The following is a 17710-nucleotide window of genomic DNA, read 5'->3' as shown; positions in this document are numbered from 1 at the left end:
GGATTGCGATTGAATTTCGAAGTTTTGCCTTTCAGCATAAGAGTAAATACTGATAGTTAGCTTAGTCCTGAACAGACAACTGGATGATTTTAAAATTATGCTTTCTGCGCAAGAAACTCTGGATGATATGCTGGGCGTCCCGATTATTATTCATAGGAGTAATAATAGATCTTATGATATCCAGGTTGTTGATCTGATGATTCAGGTTGAAATAACCAACGCCTTTAAATTCTCCTTCTTCAATTAGCAGAGCACTTTTTTCATCGACCTCACGGCCTTTGCCTATCAACAGCATATTCTGATTTTCGTAAGAATGCCTGTCTAACAAGGTCAAAACTCGTGTATTATATTCTTCAACAGATTCTTCTTCGATGCAGGCACCGTGGCAACTTTTAATGGTGTAAGCGAAACAGTTCCCGGTGCCACCATGTAAACCTGCAAGACGTTCACAGAGCTCATATTCCACCACCCATTTTTCCAAAGAGTTTTTGGCAGATCTAAGAGAACTGAAAGTGGTGATATTTTCTTTGTTTTTATTGGCGCGGCCAATTTTCAGGTTTATGTAGCCATTATCGTCCTGAAACTTATAAATGGCATGGCTGAAAATGTCTCTTTTCAGGGCACGGTTATATTTCGGTTTGATCTCCTTGATCTCCTGATTTTCTTTGAGTAGCGCGATGAGTTCATTTCCGGTTAATTCAAAAGAAACTGAAGCAACTTTGCGCTGCATTTCCCTTGATTTTGGATTATCATTGGTGAAATGCTGATTCACCCTTTTCCTGATGTTTCGAGATTTACCAACATAAATGATTTCGCCATTTTCATCATGAAAATAGTAAACACCGGTTTCTGAAGGCAGTTCTTCCAGAATAAAAACCAGCTTGGTATCCATGTTTTTTTTCGGCTCTTTTCTAACATGCTCTTTCATGATGTCTTTTTCAATATCTTTGGCCAGCAGCATTTTAAAGAGTTTAATCGTAGCCTGAGCATCTCCGGCAGCGCGATGGCGGTCGCTTAAAGGTATCCCTAATGACCTTACCAGTTTTCCTAAGCTATAGGAGGGAAGGCCCGGGATTAGTTTTTTAGAAAGTTCTACCGTGCACAAACTTTTTCTCTCGTATTCAAATCCAAGTCGGCGGAATTCGGTACGTAAGATCCTGTAGTCAAATTTTGCATTATGTGCCACCAGTATGCAATCTTCTGTGATTTCCACAATTCGCTTGGCCACCTCGTAAAATTTAGGTGCATTGCGAAGCATGTCATTATTGATTCCGGTAAGATTCACCACGAACGGCTGAATAGGTTGTTCGGGGTTTACAAGACTTATAAACTGGTCCACTACTTTCTGACCATCGAACTTATAAATTGCAATTTCGGTAATTCCCTCTTCATTGTATTTACCACCAGTGGTTTCTATGTCTAATATCGCGTACAAATACTCTCTCCTTCGTTAATTATAATTTCTTTCGCCAAAGATACTACTTCCTATTCGTACCATTGTACTTCCACATTCTACGGCGATTTTGTAATCACCACTCATTCCCATGGAAAGCTCCTTCAATTCAGGGAAATCCTTCTGAAATTCCTTAAAGGTTTTTTGAAGAAATTGAAATTCAGATCTAACCTGATCTTCATCATCAGTAAAAGTGGCCATTCCCATCAAACCAATGATCTTTACATTTTCCATTTTCTGATATTCTTCAGATTCCAGAATTTCACGGGCTTTCTTGGCCGTTGTTCCAAATTTAGAATCCTCTTCAGCAATTTTAATCTGAAGCAGGCAGTCTATAGTTCTATCATTTTCTTCGGCTCTCTTGTTGATCTCTTTCAGCAGCTTCATTTTATGTACTGCATGTATCAGGGAAACATAAGGAGCCATATATTTCACTTTATTGGTTTGAACATGACCAACCATGTGCCATTCAATATCTTTGGGAAGTTCTTCCCATTTATCGGTCATTTCCTGGATCTTGTTTTCACCAAGAATGCGTTGACCTGCGTTATATGCTTCCATTAAATCCTCGTTCGGCTTGGTTTTAGAAATAGCGACCAGCTTCACATTCTCAGGAAGTTCATTTTTATATTTCTTGATATTTTCGGAAATCTCCATCCTTTATTCTGTCTTTTAAATTAAGGATTAAATAAGCCCTGTAAGGAGAGGGTTCTTTATCTAACGTGCTTAGAATTCGTAAATTGTAAGACCACTACGCAACTTAGGTTCAATATAAGTACTTTTTGGCGGCATGGTCAAATTTTCATCTGCAATTTGTTTAATTTCTTCAATTCCTGCAGGCAACATCCCAAAACCAATTGCAAATTCACCTTTATCCACACGGGTTTTTAGCTCAATTAGGTCGTTTCTACCGTGGATATAAGCGATACGCTTGTCATACCTAAGATCTTTGATTCCCAGGACCGGTTTCAGGATTTTTTCATAAAGAATATAAGAATCGAGCTCACTCAATGAATCTGTGAATTCATAATTGGTTTTTCTCAGGTAAAGCGAATAAAATTCTCCATCAAGATACATATTGAAATGATGCTTTTTTGAAGGTTTATAAACCTCATAACCGCGATTTTCAATTCTGAACCATTCATCCAGCAGTATCAAAAACTCCTCTTTTGAATGTCCATTCAAATCTTTTATGAGTCGGCTGAATTCAAAGATTCTAAGGTTGCTTTCAGAGATAAGATAGCTCATAAAGAAATTATAAGCTTCCTTTCCGGTATGGTTGGGATTGTTCTCCTTGCTTTCTTTTGCCAATAACCACGAAGAGGCACTACGATGATGCCCGTCTGCGATATAGAGTTTTTCCATCGCGGCAAACTGCTGTTGAATCTTTTCGATATTTGCCGGTTCATCAATTAGCCATAAAGAGTGAATTTCCTTATTATAAGTCGCAAATTCATACTCTGGCCTGGATTTCATGCGCTTCTCCAGAAGATCATTGATTAACGGATCGTCTGGATACGTAAGTAAAACCGGTTCGGTATTGAAACCTACAACCTTCAGATATTCTTTGAAAAGTTCCTCGCGATGTGCGATGGTATCTTCATGGCGCCGAATCACTTCCTGCTCATAATCTTCTGCGCTTGCGGCGGCGATGATTCCGCAGCAGGTGGTTTCCCTGGTCTGGATCTTATAGATATAATAGCAAGGCTGCTCATCCTGCTCAAAAATATGCTCTTCCTTAAATTCCAGGTAGCGGTTTTTCACCATGCCGAAGCGTTTTTCTCCGCCAATCTCATGCTGAAATTTATATCCGGGATTTATAATATGAAGAAAGGAGTAAGGATTGAATTCCAGTTGAGCCTTTAGTTCTTCCTCACTATAATCTTCATAAGAGCGTGATGCTACCAACCCGGCATATGCACGGGTTGGTCTCACAGCTTTAAATGGAAATATCTTACTCAAGCCTTACGAGCTAAATTGAGCTGAAACTTTTTCTGCTTTTTTACCTTCAGAATAATCATAAAATCCTTCTCCAGATTTTACTCCTATTTTCCCGGCTCTAACCATATTGGTTAATAGAGGGCAAGGAGCATATTTCGGATTTTTGAACCCGTCATACATAACTTCCAGGATAGAATGACATACATCCAACCCAATAAAATCTGCTAACTGAAGTGGTCCCATTGGATGGGCCATACCAAGTTTCATTACGGTATCTATTTCGTAAACGCCGGCAACACCATTGTACAGTGTTTCGATCGCTTCATTGATCATCGGCATCAAAATCCTGTTGGCTACGAAACCTGGATAATCATTTACTTCTACCGGAACTTTGTTCAGTTTTTCTGAAAGATCCATGATCTTGCTCGTAACTTCATCTGAGGTATTATAACCTCTAATGATCTCAACGAGTTTCATAATTGGCACCGGGTTCATAAAGTGCATCCCGATCACTCTTTCCGGATTTGATACCACGGAAGCGATCTGGGTGATAGAAATGGAAGAGGTATTTGAAGCGAGAATCGTATCTTCAGAAGTTTGTTTGTCCAGATCCTTAAAGATCTTAAGCTTCAATTCTGTATTTTCAGTAGCTGCTTCAACCACAAGGTCAGTATTTTTTACACCTTCTGAAATATTTGTGTGAGTTGTGATATTATCCAAAGTCGATTTCTTATCATCTTCAGAAATCTTTTCCTTGGCCAGCATTCTGTCCAGATTTTTGGTAATGGTGTCCATCCCTCTTTTCAGACTGTCTTCAGAAATATCGATCAAATCGACTTTATAACCGCTTTGAGCAAAAGTATGTGCAATACCATTCCCCATTGTACCGGCTCCTATTACTGCAATATTTTTCATTTTACTAGATTTTCAGGGATTTTCCTTGCGTCATCCTGAACTTGGTTCAGGATCATTAATTGAAAAGCTAAAACGTGTTCAACTTCACTAACTTGAAAGAAACTCCCGATTATAATTATACATTAAAATTAGCAATCACCTGGTTGGCTACCTGAAGTGCTTTAGCAGCCTGCTCCATGGTTACCACAGGTTCTTTATTATTATTTATAGCATCGGCAAAACTTTCCAGTTCCTCCAGGATCGCGTTATTTGGTGAAACATCAGGATTGTCAAAATAGATCTGTTTTTTAATTCCTTCCGCATTTTGAAGGATCATAGCAAAATCATCTGGATCTTCCGGTGCATCTTTCATTTTTACTACTTCACATTTTTTTTCCAGAAAATCAACTGAAATATAGGCATCACGCTGAAAGAACCTCGATTTTCTCATATTCTTCATAGAGATCCTGCTGGCCGTAAGATTTGCCACACAGCCATTTTCAAATTCTATCCTGGCATTAGCGATATCCGGAGTGTCACTAATTACCGAAACTCCGCTAGCGTTGATTTTCTTAACCTCAGATTTTACCACACTCATTACGGCGTCGATATCATGAATCATAAGGTCCAGCACTACAGGAACATCTGTTCCACGCGGATTAAATTCTGCCAACCTGTGTGCTTCAATAAACATTGGATTTTCTATGCGTTCTGAAACTGCCTGAAAAGCCGGGTTAAATCTTTCTACGTGACCTACCTGGCCTTTAACACCATTTTCAGCAGCTAGCCTTATCAATTTTTTGGCTTCATCATAAGTATTGGTAATAGGCTTTTCTATAAAAAGGTGTTTTCCTGCGGAGATCACTTGTTTGGCAACCTCAAAATGTGAAAGGGTAGGAGTTACCACATCAATCATATCAGCATCAGCGATAAGGTCATCAAGATTTTCATACATTTTATAACCGAATTCTTCAGCTATTTTTCTGGCATTCTCCTTATTCGCATCATAAAAACCGATCAACTCATATTCTTCTGACTGATTCAGTAATTTTAGATGAATTTTTCCCAGATGGCCTGCGCCCAGGACTCCCGCTTTCAGCATATTTTTTGCATTTTTCACAAAAATAGCATTTTGATATTAAATACTTTATAAAATAAGGCCAAATCCCGAAGCCTATTTACTTGGGATAAATCAGCTGCTTTAACTAATTTTATAGCCAGACAAAAGCATACAAAACTTGAAGGATACTTTTAGACACCAGGGAAAAAGGCAGCAATTGGTGAGAACCGTAAAAAAGAAGGGAATCACTAATGACAAGGTTCTGGCTGCTATTGGAAAGATTCCGCGACATCTTTTTATGGATAGTAGTTTTGAAGATCATGCCTATCAGGACAAAGCCTTTCCCATTGCAGCAGATCAAACTATCTCTCAGCCTTATACGGTAGCTTTTCAGTCTGAACTTCTGGAAATCAAAAGAGGGGAAAAAGTGCTTGAAGTTGGAACAGGAAGTGGTTACCAGACCGCTGTACTTTGCGAACTCGGGGCTAGGGTGTACAGCATCGAGCGCCAGAGAGAATTGTACAAGAAAACCAAAACTTTCCTGGGGAAGCTTGGATACCGACCAAAATATTTAAGTTTTGGAGACGGTTACAAAGGGATACCGGAATATGCTCCTTATGAAAAAATTATCGTTACTGCAGGTGCACCGGAGGTTCCGAAAGATTTGCTGAGTCAGTTAAAAGTAGGGGGAAGGCTGGTGATACCGGTGGGTACCGATGTACAGACCATGACATTATTTGTTAGAAAATCGGCGAAAGAATTTGATAAAAAAGAGTACGGTGAATTCAGATTTGTGCCCTTGCTGGAAGATAAAAACTAAAAATCGGATATAAAAAAGCCCCAAAAAAGGGGCTTTTTTATTTACAATGCTGTCGTAATTATTTTGAAGCCGCTTTCTCTTCAGCTTTATCAACTACCAGTCTGGCATCACGGTTAGCGATTTCCCATGCCGTTAAAAATACCAGCTGCGCTCTTTTAGCTAAAAGATCATATTCAATCTTATCTGGCGTATCTGTTGGTTTGTGGTAATCTGCGTGAGTTCCGTTGAAATAGAAAATGATCGGGATATTATTCTTGGCGAAGTTATAGTGATCACTTCTATAATAGAAACGGTTTGGATCATTCTCATCATTGTATTTATAATCCAGATCCAATTTGGTGTATTTAGAATTCACCATCTCGCTTAATTCGTGAAGATCTGTACTCAATTTGTCGCTTCCAATTAGGTAAACATAATCCTCTTTTCCTTCGTGAAATGGATCAATTCTACCAATCATATCGATATTAAGATCTGCTACCGTATTTTCAAGTGGGAAAATCGGATTGTCTGTATAATATTTTGAACCTACCAGTCCTTTTTCTTCTCCGGTAACATTTAAAAATAATATAGATCTTTTTGGAGTATAACCATCTTTTTTCGCCTGAACGAAAGCCTCAGCGATCTCTAATACACTAACAGTTCCCGAGCCATCATCATCAGCACCATTATAGATCTCACCTTTATCATTCATTCCAACATGATCATAGTGAGAAGATATCACTAATATCTCTTCCGGCTTTTCAGATCCTTCTAAAAATGCAACTACATTTTCTGTAGGTTTCACTTTTCCTCTTTTAAAATAATCTGAAGGAACTTCCTGGAAGTAATCATCCCCACCAATAGGAGAGGGTAATTTCAGGCTTTTATATTCTTTTTTCAGATATTCTGCGGCTTTTTTCTGGCCCGGTTCTCCGGTTTCTCTACCTTCAAATTCATCACTGGCGAAAGTGTATAAATGCTCCTTAAGATCTGAAGCTGTTATTGTTTTCGCATATTCCATAGGATCGGCATTTTCTATCTTCTTGTTTTGAGCGCTGCAGGCAGCCAGAAGCGCAGGAATTGCCAGAATTAAGATTTTCTTCATTTTAATCATCGATTTTAATAATAGCCGCCAATATAGCGGTTTTGAGGTTAATTAGTTATAAGAGATTCATAAATATAGACTCTTGTGATGCGGGAAGGTTTAAAATTGATTTGAATGAATCTTAGGGAAAAAAGCCGGAAATTTGTTTTTGAAACTTGTTGATTATTAAAGTGATAAAAATTAGCTTAAAAAAGTTTAGAAATAAGTTGTTTTAAATTGAAAAAGCTTGTTATATTTGCACCCGCATTCAGCAAATAGCTGATGAGGCACTCAGGAGAAATGGCAGAGTGGTCGAATGCGGCAGTCTTGAAAACTGTTGAGGGTCACACCTCCGGGGGTTCGAATCCCTCTTTCTCCGCTTAAAAGCCCCGTATCGCAATGATGACGGGGCTTTTCTTTTTTAGTTGACAATAGAGTTGACAATAGTCTATTTTTAAGAAGTCGTAGCTCCTATAATTTTTTTTTATTATCTTCTGAATAAGCGCCGATGTTTTATCTAGGGTGTTCACAGAGTCGTTACAATTTTGTTCTAAAAATGAAAATAATAGAACTATTTGCGAGCGCCAAAGATTTTGGTAAGAATCAATATAAACTTACACTATCCCTTTTCCAATCCTCCTAGATTTCTTTTTTTATTTTTCTGATCACTTTATTTATATTCTTTTCACTGAATTTGATATAATACCTATTGGCATCTAATCTAATTTTTGAAGATGGATACTCAATAAAAATATAAGTAAAAGATGATAGGGCAAGCGTCAGAATTAAAAATTCTATATACCGTAAAAATAAATTTTCAAATCCATATTTCTGAACGAAGAATATTACAGCCATATGGAATAAATAAATACTAAAACTGATGTTTCCAATAAATCTTAAAAATTTTAATTCAGTTAATCTTTTAATTATTCCAGTTTTTGAACTGATAAACAATATAGCCAAGATAGAAGGCAGTAATGTAAGTCTTAAAGGACTATGAGGCTCAGGATAAAATCCAAGTTTATTAGAAAAAAATGGCAGACTAAAAATGATTATAAGTATTGAAATTATTTGAATTGACTTAAAAGTTTTCATAAAAATTTTATCCCTAAAATGATCTATTAATGCTAATAAAGTTCCAGTCAAAAAAGCGGATAAAAATTTGAATGTAGATAGCCAAGAAAGTTCAAAAAATAACTGATAAATGAAAGAAACAAATATTAAGGATAGTACCAGAATTATAGAACGCTTCCATTCAAAATTAAAAACCTTATAAATAAAAATTAAAATGATAGGTGAAATAATATAGTACTTAAATTCAACAGGGATAGACCAATACATTCTTTCTCCTGATTGTAATATTAAATGAGATTTAATTTCTGAGATAGTAGTAATAAAACTAAAAATAGGAGTGAAACTTAATAAATAATAAAAAAACAGGCTGAATATTAACAATGGATAAATTCTAGAAAATCTCCTGATTATATAATTAATCCAATATTTCAAGGAAGATCTTTCAGAGGTTAGAACTTTAATGATTTGCAAGTCTAAAAGGAATGCAGATAAAATGAAAAAAAGATAAACTCCAACAATACCATAAAAACGTACTGGCAGAATGAAATTAAAAATATGATGTGAATGTGCAAATATTACTAATAGAACCGCCAAACCTCTAAGTCCATCAAGGCTTTTAATATGATCTGGTTTGTGGTCGTGAGGGAAAAAGTATTTAAACATAAATTAAAACCTAAATATGGAAAAAACAGTTAGAGAATATACTTTCCCTAGTATTCTAAAGAAAGAGAAAAGCTATGAAAGAAAGTGTTTATTATTTGATTGATTTGGTTAGAGCAAAATTTGGTAACCAAATATAGAGAAAGAATTATAAAAGGTCGTTGTTTACATTGTTGGATAACATAGCAGCCAGATCTGAAGGAAGTTTATAATCTGTAAGTACCTCAGCGTTATATACATTCTGCCAATTTGCTAAAGCAGGATTAAATTCCCATTGCTTAAAATCACTAAGCAATTGAGTAGTGGAAAGATTATTTTTTGCTTTTTTCGGTAAGTTGAAACCAAAGCGGTCAAATATTCTTTTCCCTTTCATAGCCGCCTATATTGTATCCAAGGCGGCAACATACATCTGCCGTTCATTATCATTGGATTTGGAACGCTTTTTTAAGTCTGGTTCAGTAAAGATCTTACTTCCGTATTTAATGATCTCTATGAGATTTCTTTCAATATTATTTGATCTATTAATATGTTGAGCTTTGGGTGAAACCATACCTTTATTACTTCTATTAATCCATTCAGAAACAATTATATCAGCCATATTGCTATTAGCAACTATCAAATGAAAATGAGGATTATATGTTCTTCTCTGCGGATTGAAACAGCATTCTAAAGATTTTACACCTATTAATTTTGTACCGGTTCCTCTTTGATCCTGTTTTTTATACTTATCAATAACACGTTTGAAAGTAGCTTTCATTGATCTTATATAAGACCTTAGCTGAGTATGTTTACAGGACTTTACGGTTAAGGTTACAAAGTGAGGATCTTCCCATTCTTTTATTATAGGTAAATATCTATTAATGATTTCCGCTTTGCGAATACTACAGCATAACGTGCAAAACCTGTTTTTACAATATTTTCCATAAAGTTTCCCGTTTGAAGTAGTTATGGAACTTTGACAATAGTATGTATTCCAATAAGCTTTTTCTCTTTCAGAATCACCATTTTCTTTAACCACATCTATAAGACTTAAAGCCATAGACTGAGTAATAGTTTTTCTCTTTGCCCTTCCTTTTAAAGCTTCTTTATTGCTGAGATCTGAACCTTCACCGGTTACAAATATGTGATTCTGTCCCTTTTTATCTGTCCTGTTTTCTGCTAATGTATACATATACCTAATTTTTGAGTGGATAATTCCGTTAGAAGAATCTTAGCTTCGTTTGTATTTTAGGGATTTTACACCTTCTAAAGAATTATCTATATCGGTGCGATTGATAAGCAGAATTCTGCCCATTTTTTTAGCAGGGATGAAACCTTTTTTAATGTAATTGTGAACTGACTGTTCGGAAACTTTTAGAAGTTTGGCGGTTTCCTTTACGGTAAGATTTTCAGGTTTTTCTTTTTCTTCCGGTTTATGTTTGATCTCCAGAAGAAGACTTTCGATATTCGCTAATCTTTGATTAAGCGTTTCAAATGGATTGTTCATTGCTAACTGATTTAGAATTACAGTTAACAATATTATTTGATAAGACTATTTTATAGCTTCAATAGTAACTACGTAGTAGGTACTATGAATTTAATTCAACTATTTTTAATTCGTCTTTAGCTAAAGTTTCAGCATTTGGATAGTTTTTAAGTAAACAGGAAATAACCTTTTCGATATTCCTTTTACGATCTTTTTTAAGCCTTTCTTCTTTACTATTACAGATTTCATTGTATTTCGATTGGATATTTTTCCAATTTTTGCCGTGTTTTTCTCCTAATTCTTTCCAAGCTGCATCACTTGGAAATCTATTTTCTAAAATATTATAACCGGAGTTATATAAATAATATATGTAGTAAGCTAAATCTGTTCTGTTATAAGAATCTCGATTTTGTGAAGATTGCTTTTTTAAATATGGAGTTATTTCATCTATGAATTTCTTTTCACCATTATACCATTTCTTCAATACTTTAATATAACCTGACTGTTTAGAATTATCTATAGTTGTAATTCCGCTAATTCAGTTTCTCTTTGCTTTATAATCAGATCATACTTGATTTTATCAGTATTTGTCAGTAAACCTTTATTTAATAGGGAAGCACCATTGACTTGGCTCAAAATATCTTTAGTCGTTTTTATTAGAGCTTGTGTTAGGGATTCTTTTGTGTGAAGTTTAGCAACCTTTACTTTAGAATATTTATTTAAATGAAAAGGCTCTGCGAGGATAGGAATATTAGTTCTATATCTCTCCCGTATATTATCGAAGTATGATAAATCAAAAGGGAATATTTTGAACCACCTATCATAAGTACTTAAAAGTAGATTTAGGTCAGTGTCTTTTTTTTGTTGGTTATCTTTTCTAAAACTATTTAAGAATGCTTTTATTTTTTCAACTCTAACCTTGATTTCTTTATTAGATATTTTATTGGAAGTAATAATATTCTCAACTGTTCTAATTAATTCCAGAACGTACTCAAAGTAACTACCTAATTGAAAAGAACCTCCAAATTGAGGTGGTAATGTGCCAAAACTCTCAGTAATATACGAGATGTAATCTGTAATATCTTCATACCAATTTTCATTATCAATTCGGTCAATAATATGATGATGTGTGAAAAATACTTTATCAGCTATATCTTGTTCTAAATTCTTATAATCTTCTATTTTAAAATCAGGAAATTCAGTGAGTTTTGAATAGGCATCGCAGCAAAAAGGGAATTTATCAGTTAGCGGTTTAATTTTTTTCATTAACGCTTCATGATAGTTTCTGCAATTTTCGCAGTTATCAAAATTGTGAGCGCATTCGGTTGGTTTTACTGAAAAGGGAGTTTCATATTCACCTCCAGTAAATTGAAACATTTGATTACCACAAAAATTAATTTCTTCAATCTTATCTACAAATAATTTTTTCCTTCTATGCATTATTTCGCTTTTCTAAGTGGTGAATTATCCATTTTCCAAACCGTCTGCATAAAATCCTTTTTATCTTCATTATTAGGCTTATAGTACTTATTGAAGACTTCTACACTCCTATGTCCGGTATAGCCCATAATTATCTTATCTGGGATCTTTTTATTCTTCATTATCGTAATAAAGCTTCTTCTTGCCGTATGTGAAGAAATACGCTCATAAAAGAAATTCTCTTTCTCAATTAGTTCCTTACCTATCTTAATAGTTTTCTTTATTCGGTTTTTATATTCCATTTCTTCAAAAACATCTTTGATATAGGAATTGAATTTTTGGGTTGAGATAATAGGTAATTTGTATTCGTACTTTTTTAGAATGTAGTTTGAAAAGTCATTTAGAGGTATTTCCAAAGACTTATCCTTATTTTTTTGATCCCGGACTTTAATAATCCCATTCTGAATATCATTCTTTTTGATTTTAGAATAATTACTTATTCGCAAGCCAGTAACACACCCAAAGACAAATAAATCCCTAACACGCTCTAATTAGGGCTTTTTGGTAAGATCATATTCAAAGACTTTCTGAACCTGATCCATTGTAAGAGCAATTTCATCGGTTTGCTGGGCTTTGGGAGCTTTGAATTTCTGGAAATCGGTTTTATAAGTGTGGTTGTTCTCTAATGACCAATAGAGAAAAGTTTTTAGTAACCCTACATTTCTTCTAAGCGTATTAGCTGAATGCTTTTTTTTATCAATATAATACTGAATGAATTTATTATAAAAATTAAAATTTATCTGGTTGAAGTGAATCTTCTTCTTTCTATGATCCTGAAAATCTTCCAATAGCTTTTTATTGTATTCATATCGCTTAATTGTAGTTTCAGAATTAGCTTCATCCGTGAAATCACTTTTCTTCATATCCAGGAAGCTATCATAAACGCTGAAGAACTTATTTGAGATTGCCTTTGTACGTTTGTACTCAATATCAAATTCATCTTTAATATCAGCGATCAATAAGTCCCTATTCGAAAGCTTAAAAGAGTTAATGGTATCTGTGAAGAAATTAGAATATCTGTCTAACTGCCTTTTAATAGTTCTTTGCTGATCCGCTTTTGCAGTTCTACCGTTGAGGTTCTTCGGTTGCCTGTTTTCAAAATCCCAATCTATAGGATTAATCAATTCTCCTGTATAGTAGACAAATTTTCTCCCTTCGTTTTTAAAGTAAGCAGAAAACAGGATTAATGAATCCCCGTCTTTCTTTGGTTCTTTCAAATTAAAAGTAGATCTCATAAACTTTACCAGTTGACAGAATAGTTGACAGTAAAGATATATTTATTAACGTTTAGGAATATAAATAAGCAATGTAATTATTAACAAAACCTTATTAATTAAGGGTTTATCTAAAACAGGGTATATCAAAAACTAAAAGGTTCAAATACCTCTTTCTCCGCTCAAGAGCCCCGTATCGTTATGGTAACGGGGCTTTGTTTTTATGTCTGACCCTGAATTGACTCTTCCATAATAATATTCTTTCGTACTGTTCATTTCTGAAGAAGCTAATACCTCTCAATATTATTTCTATTTAGAATATTTACTAGAAGTTAAATAGGTTTTTTTAAAGAAAGTTTAACGCCCTTCCGGCTAATATTCATCAGCATCTTCATAAATTCTACTTTGAAAAATCAAAGTAAAAGTAACGTCAATATTTTCTTCCTCATTTTCAATATCTATATAATAAAGAACACAGGTTATACCTGGTAATTTGATTATCAGGTGAAGTTTCCCTGCCATTTATTTAGTTATGTGTGACAAGAAAAACGCCGTTCATTAGTAACCTTATTAATTAATACTAGAATCTTATTATTATGAAAGACATGGATAATCCTGATAATCTAGCTCAATGTCCTTTTAGAGGGACACGTGTAGGCGGTGCGATAGGTACTTCTCCACAAATTGACGACTGGTGGCCAAATCGCCTGCAGGTGGAATTACTTCACCAGGAGCCACCTGCCGCAAATCCGTTAAGGGATGAAAACTATAAAGAGGCATTTAGCAAGATCGATCTTGAGGAATTAAAAAAAGAAATCAAAGAATTGCTGGTGAATTCTAAAGAGTGGTGGCCGGCAGATTATGATAACTACGGTCCACAGATGATAAGAATGGCCTGGCATTCCGCAGGGACATATCGTATCGCAGATGGTCGTGGAGGCGCAGCGCAGGCAATGCAGCGTTTTGCTCCTATCAATTCCTGGTGGGATAACGGAAATATCGACAAATCCAGAAGACTTATCTGGCCAATAAAGGAAAAGTATGGAGCATCCCTCTCCTGGGCAGATCTTATCATACTTACCGGAAATTGCGCTTTAGAGATTATGGGCTTCCCAACATTTGGCTATGGAGGTGGACGTCGTGATTGCTGGGAGCCAGACCGTAGTACCTATTGGGGACCAGAATTCTGGAATGGAAAACCCTTCAAAGAATCAAATGTTGGAGAATATTACGATGGGCATCCAGATGAAATGGTAACTCAAAAACTTCGTTGGAAAGGGGATCCTTCAGATCCAAATCGTGATCTTGAGAATCCACTTGCTGCTACACACCAAGCGCTTATTTACGTGAATCCTGAAGGACCGGGAGGAAATGGAGAACCTAAAGATTCTGCAATGGCAATTCGGGAGTCTTTTAAACGAATGGCCATGAATGACGAGGAAACGGTAGCCCTAATCGCCGGTGGACATGCCTTCGGAAAAAGCCACGGAATGGTAAGCGCAGATAAAATAGGACCTGCACCAGAAGCTGCTCCTATTCAGGCCATGGGTATGGGATGGCAAAATCCTGAAGGAACTGGTTTTGGAAAATATACCATGACCAATGGTATTGAAGGTTCCTGGACTCCAGACCCTACGCAATGGGACAATAATTATCTTATCAACCTATTCAAATTTGAATGGAAAAAAGTTGAAAGCCCTGCCGGAGCAGTCCAGTGGACGCCGGTAGATCCTAATGCTCCAAAAACTCCAGATGCTCACGAGGAAGGAAAAATGAACGATTTGATGATGATGACTTCTGATATCGCCTTAAAAGTAGATCCCGCTTACCGAGAAATTTGTGAAAAGTTTCTGAATGATTTTGATTATTTCACGGAAGCTTTTTCAAAGGCATGGTACAAATTGACGCATAGAGACATGGGACCTAAAGATCGTTATTTGGGGCCGGAAGTTCCGAAAGAAGATATGATCTGGCAGGATCCGGTTCCTAAAAGAGATTATGACGTAATTGAACAGCAGGATATTACAAGGCTAAAGAAGGAAATCCTGGAGAGTGATCTTGGAGTTTCAGAATTAGTTTCTGCAGCCTGGTCTGCAGCGGCCATTTATCGCGATACTGACAAGCGGGGAGGAGCCAATGGAGCACGAATTGCTTTAGAACCTCAAAATAATTGGGATATTAATAGACCTCAGGAATTAAACAAAGTTCTTAATAGACTTAGAACGATCAAGGACAATTTTAATAATAGTCAGTCTGGAAATAAAAAAGTTTCTCTGGCAGATCTTGTAGTTCTAGGTGGATGCGTAGCTGTAAAGAAAGCAGCCAAAGATGCTGGATTTGATATAGAAGTTCCCTTTACACCTGGACGTACAGATACCACGCAGGAACAAACAGATGTAGAAAGCTTTGACTGGCTGAAGCCTGTATCAGATGGTTTTAAAAACTATCACAATGATAAAGTTGGTTATCGTGTTCCTCCGGAAAGAATTTTTCTTGATAGAGCTCAATTGCTAACTCTGAGCGCTCCAGAATGGACTGTTCTAACCGCCGGACTTCGAGTATTAGATCAAAACTTTGATCATTCTAAACATGGTGTTTTCACTGATAGACCTGGAGTTTTAAGCAACGATTTCTTTAAAGTCCTGTTAAGCATGGATTACGAATGGGTGCCACAGAATGATAAAGAAATGCTGTTTGATATTAAAGATCGTAACAGCGGTTCTGTGAAGTATACAGCAACTCGCTGTGATTTAATCTTTGGATCTAATGCGCAATTACGAAATATTGCTGAAGTTTATGGAGCCAGAGATGGAAAAGAACGCTTTGTCAAAGATTTCGTGAAAGCATGGGATAAAGTGATGATGTTAGATAGATATGACGTGAAGGACGAATAGTCTAACCTGCTAATAATTGCATAAAAAAAGCACTGCTATCAGCAGTGCTTTTTTTATTTTTCTAAAGTGGCTTTATTAATTAAGCAACTTATATAATTCTTCAGCTACCAGGCTGGAAGATGCCGGGTTCTGTCCGGTTACCAGGTGTCCATCAACCAGAACATACTCTTCCCAGTCTCCCGCTTTAGAATATATTCCACCCTTTTCTTTCAACATATCTTCAACCAAAAAAGGCACTACATCGGTGAGCTCAACAGCTTCCTCTTCACTATTGGTGAAACCTGTCACTTTTTTTCCTTTTACTAAGGGCTCGCCATCTTCACCTTTTACGTTTTTCAATGCTGCCGGTGCGTGGCAAACAAAACCTATTGGTTTCTTGGAAGCATTGAACTTTTCTATAAGTTCAATTGAATCTTTGTCTTTTGAAAGATCCCAAAGCGGACCATGCCCTCCTGGATAGAATACTGCATCAAAATCTGCCGGATTCATTTCTGATAGCACTTTGGTGTTGTTGATCACCTTTTGTGCATCTTCATCCTTTTTAAAGCGTTTAGTGTCTTCAGTTTGTGCATCTTCAGTATCACTACTTGGATCTATGGGAGCCTTTCCACCTTTTGGTGTAGCTACCGTGATATTAACGCCTTTATCCAAAAGTTTGTAATAAGGGCTGGCGAATTCTTCAATCCAGAATCCCGTCTTGTTTCCTGTGTCTCCCAGTTTGTCGTGAGAGGTTAATACAAATAATACTTTCATAGCTTTTGATTTCTTTATATAGCAAGCTACTCAATATCTGCGGGGTTTTGTGTTATAGAAAAACTAAGGTTTTTGATTGAAAGAAAGGATTTTTTGAAAGCATCAGTGTTGGTTGATATATCCCGAGGAATTATCTCAGAAATGCTTATGAGAAAGTGAGGAGAGTCTTACAGAAATCCGGTCATATAAAAAACATCTAAGAATTTATTCTTTCATGAATACCATACAATGCTGCCATGGTAGTATAAAGAAGTTTTCCTTTAAAACAAACCCATTGGCATTGAACTCTTTTTCTGCCTGGGCTTCGGTCATTTTATGAAGTTTTTTGATAGGAATCGATTCATCTTCTCCTCGATATTCTACTAAGTAGATTTTACCGTCTTTTCGTAGGGCTTTCCGCATAGAACTTAGCATTTCTACAGGAAAGCTGAATTCATGATATACATCAACCATCAGTATTTTATCCACCGAATTTTCCGATAGGTTCGCGTCTTTTTCAGTGCCTTTGAAGATTTCTATATTTTTAATATTCTTTTTCTCCTTTTGCTCCTGTATAACATTCAGCATTTCATCCTGAATATCCACAGCATAAATAAGCCCTTTTTTCGCCAGGGGAGCCATCTTAAAAACATGATAACCGGAACCTGCACCAATATCGGCTATGGTGTCATCTGGAGCGATCCTCATATTCTCAATTAACTGGCTCGTATTTTCTTCCTTTTCTCGCTCAGGGCGTTCCAACCATTGGATTCCCTGATAACCCATAACCCGGGAAATTTCCCTACCCATATAAAATTTACCTATACCATCGGCGCTTTCGGTTTTATAGGTATATCGTGAATTTTCTTTTTTGCTTTGTCCTTCGCACTGGAACAAACTCAGGCTTAGAATCATCACGACAATCGAAAAGAGGCTGATCTTCATAAAGAGTAGTTAATAG

General features: G+C 36.1%; 18 protein-coding genes, 1 tRNA gene and 1 pseudogene. 3 read left to right on the top strand and 17 right to left on the bottom strand.

Annotation, left to right across the window (positions count from 1 at the left end):
• Positions 1–61: 61 nt before the first annotated feature.
• The 5 genes from AC2S94_RS15460 to AC2S94_RS15440 form a co-directional block, all read right to left on the bottom strand.
• Positions 62–1435, bottom strand: a complete 1374-nt coding sequence (locus tag AC2S94_RS15460; RefSeq protein WP_484629444.1) for an exonuclease domain-containing protein — start codon at positions 1433–1435, stop codon at positions 62–64.
• A gap of 15 nt (positions 1436–1450) precedes the next feature.
• Positions 1451–2110 carry a YggS family pyridoxal phosphate-dependent enzyme gene (locus AC2S94_RS15455; protein WP_484629443.1) on the bottom strand — a complete coding sequence of 220 codons (660 nt, stop codon included), beginning with the start codon at positions 2108–2110 and terminating at the stop codon, positions 1451–1453.
• Positions 2111–2179: 69 nt separating this feature from the next.
• Positions 2180–3415, bottom strand: coding sequence for a DUF1015 domain-containing protein (locus AC2S94_RS15450; protein WP_484629442.1), 1236 nt, complete (start codon positions 3413–3415; stop codon positions 2180–2182).
• 3 nt (positions 3416–3418) lie between these two features.
• Complete coding sequence (locus tag AC2S94_RS15445) at positions 3419–4309, bottom strand: 3-hydroxyacyl-CoA dehydrogenase family protein (RefSeq protein WP_484629441.1); 891 nt, start codon at positions 4307–4309, stop codon at positions 3419–3421.
• 115 nt (positions 4310–4424) lie between these two features.
• Positions 4425–5390, bottom strand: coding sequence for a Gfo/Idh/MocA family protein (locus tag AC2S94_RS15440; RefSeq protein ID WP_484630922.1), 966 nt, complete (start codon positions 5388–5390; stop codon positions 4425–4427).
• 136 nt (positions 5391–5526) lie between these two features.
• Here AC2S94_RS15440 and AC2S94_RS15435 point away from each other — a divergent pair, with 136 nt between their 5' ends.
• The gene (locus AC2S94_RS15435) at positions 5527–6168 is read left to right on the top strand and encodes a protein-L-isoaspartate(D-aspartate) O-methyltransferase (RefSeq protein WP_484629440.1); all 642 of its coding nucleotides are present in this window, start codon (positions 5527–5529) and stop codon (positions 6166–6168) included.
• 58 nt (positions 6169–6226) lie between these two features.
• Here AC2S94_RS15435 and AC2S94_RS15430 read toward each other — a convergent pair whose 3' ends face one another.
• Positions 6227–7252 carry a M28 family metallopeptidase gene (locus tag AC2S94_RS15430; RefSeq protein ID WP_484629439.1) on the bottom strand — a complete coding sequence of 342 codons (1026 nt, stop codon included), beginning with the start codon at positions 7250–7252 and terminating at the stop codon, positions 6227–6229.
• A gap of 273 nt (positions 7253–7525) precedes the next feature.
• Here AC2S94_RS15430 and AC2S94_RS15425 point away from each other — a divergent pair.
• A tRNA-Ser gene (locus AC2S94_RS15425) sits at positions 7526–7610 on the top strand.
• 260 nt (positions 7611–7870) lie between these two features.
• On the opposite strand, the gene AC2S94_RS15420 is transcribed toward AC2S94_RS15425, so the two are convergent.
• The 9 genes and pseudogenes from AC2S94_RS15420 to AC2S94_RS15380 all read right to left on the bottom strand — a co-directional run bounded on the left by AC2S94_RS15420 (position 7871) and on the right by AC2S94_RS15380 (position 13645).
• The gene (locus AC2S94_RS15420; RefSeq protein ID WP_484629438.1) at positions 7871–8968 is read right to left on the bottom strand and encodes an acyltransferase family protein; all 1098 of its coding nucleotides are present in this window, start codon (positions 8966–8968) and stop codon (positions 7871–7873) included.
• 145 nt (positions 8969–9113) lie between these two features.
• Positions 9114–9338 carry a hypothetical protein gene (locus tag AC2S94_RS15415; RefSeq protein WP_484629437.1) on the bottom strand — a complete coding sequence of 75 codons (225 nt, stop codon included), beginning with the start codon at positions 9336–9338 and terminating at the stop codon, positions 9114–9116.
• 6 nt (positions 9339–9344) lie between these two features.
• Positions 9345–10136 carry a protein rep gene (locus AC2S94_RS15410; RefSeq protein ID WP_484629436.1) on the bottom strand — a complete coding sequence of 264 codons (792 nt, stop codon included), beginning with the start codon at positions 10134–10136 and terminating at the stop codon, positions 9345–9347.
• Between the two features lie 39 nt (positions 10137–10175).
• Positions 10176–10451, bottom strand: a complete 276-nt coding sequence (locus tag AC2S94_RS15405) for a helix-turn-helix domain-containing protein (RefSeq protein ID WP_484629435.1) — start codon at positions 10449–10451, stop codon at positions 10176–10178.
• Positions 10452–10533: 82 nt separating this feature from the next.
• Positions 10534–10914 (bottom strand): hypothetical protein, encoded by a 381-nt coding sequence (locus AC2S94_RS15400; protein WP_484629434.1) that lies wholly within the window; start codon positions 10912–10914, stop codon positions 10534–10536.
• A 32-nt stretch (positions 10915–10946) separates the two neighbouring features.
• Entirely contained in the window at positions 10947–11870 is a 924-nt protein-coding gene (locus AC2S94_RS15395; RefSeq protein WP_484629433.1) for a hypothetical protein, read from the bottom strand.
• Positions 11870–12361 (bottom strand): annotated as a pseudogene (locus AC2S94_RS15390) (tyrosine-type recombinase/integrase); the annotation flags it as partial. The gene AC2S94_RS15395 and the pseudogene AC2S94_RS15390, both read right to left, overlap by 1 nt.
• A 39-nt stretch (positions 12362–12400) precedes the next feature.
• A complete protein-coding gene (locus AC2S94_RS15385) occupies positions 12401–13144 on the bottom strand; it encodes a phage integrase SAM-like domain-containing protein (RefSeq protein ID WP_484629432.1) in 744 nt (247 codons plus the stop codon).
• Positions 13145–13495: 351 nt separating this feature from the next.
• The gene (locus AC2S94_RS15380; RefSeq protein ID WP_484629431.1) at positions 13496–13645 is read right to left on the bottom strand and encodes a hypothetical protein; all 150 of its coding nucleotides are present in this window, start codon (positions 13643–13645) and stop codon (positions 13496–13498) included.
• 74 nt (positions 13646–13719) lie between these two features.
• Between AC2S94_RS15380 and katG the strand changes: the two genes are divergently transcribed.
• Positions 13720–16017 (top strand): catalase/peroxidase HPI, encoded by a 2298-nt coding sequence (katG, locus tag AC2S94_RS15375; RefSeq protein ID WP_484629430.1) that lies wholly within the window; start codon positions 13720–13722, stop codon positions 16015–16017.
• Positions 16018–16092: 75 nt separating this feature from the next.
• Here katG and AC2S94_RS15370 read toward each other — a convergent pair whose 3' ends face one another.
• Both AC2S94_RS15370 and AC2S94_RS15365 read right to left on the bottom strand, forming a co-directional pair.
• A complete protein-coding gene (locus tag AC2S94_RS15370; protein WP_484629429.1) occupies positions 16093–16770 on the bottom strand; it encodes a type 1 glutamine amidotransferase domain-containing protein in 678 nt (225 codons plus the stop codon).
• Between the two features lie 204 nt (positions 16771–16974).
• On the bottom strand, positions 16975–17694 hold the full coding sequence (locus AC2S94_RS15365; protein ID WP_484629428.1) for a class I SAM-dependent methyltransferase: 720 nt from the start codon (positions 17692–17694) through the stop codon (positions 16975–16977).
• Positions 17695–17710 lie beyond the last annotated feature (16 nt).

Source organism: Christiangramia pacifica (assembly GCF_057221535.1).
Note: the sequence above shows the minus strand (reverse complement) of the source record. Positions and strands in the feature narration are given on the sequence as shown.

Coding starts and splice junctions, on each gene's coding strand:
- AC2S94_RS15430 (WP_484629439.1), bottom strand. CDS start 7,252: ATGAAGAAAATCTTAATTCTGGCAATTCCTGCGCTTCTGGCTGCCTGC.
- AC2S94_RS15370 (WP_484629429.1), bottom strand. CDS start 16,770: ATGAAAGTATTATTTGTATTAACCTCTCACGACAAACTGGGAGACACA.
- AC2S94_RS15380 (WP_484629431.1), bottom strand. CDS start 13,645: ATGGCAGGGAAACTTCACCTGATAATCAAATTACCAGGTATAACCTGT.
- AC2S94_RS15440 (WP_484630922.1), bottom strand. CDS start 5,390: ATGCTGAAAGCGGGAGTCCTGGGCGCAGGCCATCTGGGAAAAATTCAT.
- AC2S94_RS15415 (WP_484629437.1), bottom strand. CDS start 9,338: ATGAAAGGGAAAAGAATATTTGACCGCTTTGGTTTCAACTTACCGAAA.
- AC2S94_RS15455 (WP_484629443.1), bottom strand. CDS start 2,110: ATGGAGATTTCCGAAAATATCAAGAAATATAAAAATGAACTTCCTGAG.
- AC2S94_RS15410 (WP_484629436.1), bottom strand. CDS start 10,136: ATGTATACATTAGCAGAAAACAGGACAGATAAAAAGGGACAGAATCAC.
- katG (WP_484629430.1), top strand. CDS start 13,720: ATGAAAGACATGGATAATCCTGATAATCTAGCTCAATGTCCTTTTAGA.
- AC2S94_RS15385 (WP_484629432.1), bottom strand. CDS start 13,144: ATGAGATCTACTTTTAATTTGAAAGAACCAAAGAAAGACGGGGATTCA.
- AC2S94_RS15445 (WP_484629441.1), bottom strand. CDS start 4,309: ATGAAAAATATTGCAGTAATAGGAGCCGGTACAATGGGGAATGGTATT.
- AC2S94_RS15395 (WP_484629433.1), bottom strand. CDS start 11,870: ATGCATAGAAGGAAAAAATTATTTGTAGATAAGATTGAAGAAATTAAT.
- AC2S94_RS15365 (WP_484629428.1), bottom strand. CDS start 17,694: ATGAAGATCAGCCTCTTTTCGATTGTCGTGATGATTCTAAGCCTGAGT.
- AC2S94_RS15405 (WP_484629435.1), bottom strand. CDS start 10,451: ATGAACAATCCATTTGAAACGCTTAATCAAAGATTAGCGAATATCGAA.
- AC2S94_RS15420 (WP_484629438.1), bottom strand. CDS start 8,968: ATGTTTAAATACTTTTTCCCTCACGACCACAAACCAGATCATATTAAA.